Here is a 3,299-nt window from a genome sequence, read left to right on the forward strand (position 1 = left end):
GTAGGAACACTGAGCAAGGCCGGCTCCATCCACAAAGTGGAAAACGGCTTTATCGGGCTGCCGTCTATGGACGAGCCGGGTACGGTCGCTGCGATCGGCGATTCACTCCACAACCCCGAGGGTTCGGTCATGTGCGCCGGGTTCTTCGAACTGAAGGCGTCTGAGCCCCTGGTGTACACCTACACCTACGACGAAATGAAGGTCGTCATCAAGGGTGAATTCATCCTGACCGACCAGACGACGGGCGAAGTAACGCACGCGAAGGAACGCGATGTGCTGTTCTTCCCCAAGGGCACCACCGTGAAGTTCGAGACCCCTGAGTACGGCCTGGGGTTCTTCGCCGGCGACCGCACCTTCAACCCGTAAGGACTGACCATGCGTTCCGCGTCCACGCCGCCAGCAGCCGGCAACGGCCTGGAACCTGGTTTCCGCGGTGTCATCTGTGTATCTTTCGGATCCACAGGTGACACCGCAGTTCCAGTCACCGATGGCCAGCCCCGCTACGATCTCCATTTCGAAGCAGCAACCGCCGACACCCTCTCCGAACTCAAGTCCGTATTCAGCGGTTCCCGTGTAGGCGTCCGTCTTGTACTCGCCGGCCCCCCGACAGATATCCGTGCAGCCGCCGCAGTCGCCGCGGACTGCGGACTGCTGGGCGAGGAGGTAACACTCCTGGCCCAGGAAGCCGGACCCCGGTTTGTCTATTGCCCGCATTGCCTGACCACCACCATGGACGGGGCAGCCGGCACCGAGGTGACGTGTCAAGGATGCGCCACCACCTTGACCGTCACTGATCACTTTTCCCGACGAAGAGGCGCATACCTGGGCTACTCAGCCCATGCCGAGGAGGCAGCATGACCGCCATAGCGCTCCAGCCCCGTGTCCACCCGGCGGTGGAGGGAGGCCTTCATCTGGAGGTGACAAACGTCAGCCGCCAGACGGAGTCGATTGTCAGCATTACGTTGGCGGCCCCGGAAGGTGGAAGGTTGCCCTCCTATGTCCCGGGGAGCCACCTGGTGGTCCAATACGGGAGCGGCGTCAATGCCTACTCCCTCACCGGTTCAGGCAACGCGCCATCCGAATACAGCATCTCTGTTCTCAGGGTCGAAGAAGGGGCCGGCGGTTCCGTAGCCATGCACCGGCTCTCCGTCGGTGACCGCGTTAACGTTTCGCGCCCCCGGAGTGCGTTTGCTCCCGCATCAACAGCGACGCATCATCTGCTTGTTGCTGCAGGAATCGGGATCACGCCTATTCTTTCGCACGCCAGGGCCGCGGTGGAACGGGGCAACACAGCATCGATGATTTACGTGCACCGGCCAGACGCGGGAGCCCATGTGGCGGAAGCGCGCGAACTGCTGGGGCCGGGTTTGACCGCTTTGGTCGAGTGCACTGACCGGGGCAGTTTCCAAAACGTCATGGCGGAAGCGCTGATAACGCAGCCCCTCGGAACCCACCTCTACGTGTGCGGTCCGGTTGTCTTCATGGATGCGGTCCTGGAAGAGGCCCGCAGCCTTGGCTGGTCATCGGCCCGGCTCCATTCAGAAGCCTTTGGCGCAGCCGAACTGGACGCCGGCGAACCCTTTACGGTGCATCTGGCACGCAGCGGCGTTTCTTTGGACGTCCCGGCCGGCGTTTCGCTGCTGGAGACACTCGAAACAGCGGGGAAAACCATCCCTAATATGTGTCGCAAAGGCATCTGCGGCGAATGCGTCCTGCCGGTACTTCGCGGCGAACCGCAGCACCGGGATCTGTATCTATCCGACCAGGAAAAAGCCGAGAACACCACAATGATGTGCTGTGTTTCGCGCAGCAACGACCCAGAATTGGAGTTGGACCTTTGAGCAGCACGATCATCGAAACCGATCCGGACGCAGCCCTTCTCCCCGAACGGATCAGGCGCTTTCCCTTTCCTTTTGCCTCCGACACCTACCGGTACAGCGCGAACGTCGAACCGGCCACCAAGACCGCACCGACCGAAGCGGGCTCCTGGGGAGCAAATTTGGTGGACATCGACGAACACTATCTGGACGAACTCGCCGAGCGCGCCACGGTGTTGAGCCGCGACCCTTCCCGAGTGAATGTTCTCCCCCACATGCGACCCGCTGTGTGGGACGCCCTCACTACCTTGCTGTCCTCCATGGCGGAAGACTACCCGGACACGATGTCTTTCCACCGGGAAGGAAACACCTGCCGTTGGCGTAACGGCCTGCAGGATCTTGAGGTGGAGTTCACTGTCGGCGACGACAGCTCACTGCCTGAGGGCCCAATGCGGTTCCTTGGCAGCCAGATCCAGGACGACATCATTCTCCTTGACGTCCGTGAAGATACCCTGTGGCTCGATGCCGGGCTGGTGACCTTCGCCGCCGACTGGTCATTCGGTTTCGATGTCGGCATGAACTTCCTCGAAATCCACCATCCCGTCCCGCGGGTGAAGGAAGAACGCATCATCAGCCGGGCTGAGCAGTTCCTGCTGCGCCTGCAGCCCGGAGAACAGTTTCGGCGGACCAACTGGACCATGACCATAGGCCGGCGCATGGACACTTCCACGGAAACCTACCCTGAATGGGGCCGGGACCGCAGCACCATAGCCGACGACCCTGCCATGCCGGAGAAGCTCCACCTGCGGGTGGAAGTGCAGCACTTGATCCGTCTCCCGCACTCCGGTGCGCTGCTGTTCCTGGTCCGGACCCATCTCCTGCCGCTCACCGACATTGCCCGGGTACCGGCGTGGCGGGAAAAGATGGGCCATGTGCTGGCAGAACTACCCGACGACATGGCCGAATACAAAGGAATCATCCGCTACCGCAAGGCGGCATCTGATTGGCTGCTGGCCCGCTAATCGGCGGGACGGCTCCGTTCCGGGGCCTCCATCGCACGGGAGCGACTGTCCCGGGCGACAAATAAAGACACATAAGAATATCCCTAAAAAAAGCTAGACTAAATGTTTTATTTGACGTAGCTTTGGCTGCAACGAGGAACACGTGACCGGCGTCACGCCAGCGGAGTTCAGAGTGGAACTCCGCTGGCAAGCCCCCGGCTCGGCATCCTCCAGGCAGGTTCAATCACATGGGCGGTCTGCCAAGTCTTCGCCACACCCCACTCATGTCAAGGGCAATTCGCCCACCAGGCCATAGGGATCTCATCCTCAAGAAAGAACCAAGGAGAAAACCATGACTCTCAACACTGAAATTCACGCCGAGGTTGGGGTATCGCACCCGTTGGATCCGTTGTCGCGTGCGGAGATTTCCCGGGCGGCGGCGATCCTGAAGGACGGGCCGGCCGCGGCGGAATCGTTCCGT

The 3,299-nt window shown here is 61.3% G+C and carries 4 protein-coding genes; all 4 read left to right on the top strand.

The window, feature by feature from the left end; genetic code table 11:
- The coding region (locus tag AC1DIM_RS19585; protein WP_477712130.1) for a cupin domain-containing protein at nucleotides 1-366 on the top strand (366 nt) is incomplete at its 5' end.
- A 9-nt stretch (nucleotides 367-375) separates the two neighbouring features.
- Nucleotides 376-858 (top strand): dimethylamine monooxygenase subunit DmmA family protein, encoded by a 483-nt coding sequence (locus AC1DIM_RS19590; protein WP_477712148.1) that lies wholly within the window; start codon nucleotides 376-378, stop codon nucleotides 856-858.
- Nucleotides 855-1,841: a PDR/VanB family oxidoreductase gene (locus AC1DIM_RS19595; protein ID WP_477712149.1), complete on the top strand. Its 987-nt coding sequence runs from the start codon at nucleotides 855-857 to the stop codon at nucleotides 1,839-1,841. The genes AC1DIM_RS19590 and AC1DIM_RS19595 overlap by 4 nt, the downstream gene beginning before the upstream one ends.
- Nucleotides 1,838-2,839 carry a heme-dependent oxidative N-demethylase family protein gene (locus tag AC1DIM_RS19600; protein WP_477712150.1) on the top strand — a complete coding sequence of 334 codons (1,002 nt, stop codon included), beginning with the start codon at nucleotides 1,838-1,840 and terminating at the stop codon, nucleotides 2,837-2,839. The genes AC1DIM_RS19595 and AC1DIM_RS19600 overlap by 4 nt, the downstream gene beginning before the upstream one ends.
- The last annotated feature ends 460 nt before the right edge of the window (nucleotides 2,840-3,299 follow it).

The organism is Pseudarthrobacter sp. 01T43 (assembly GCF_056398665.1).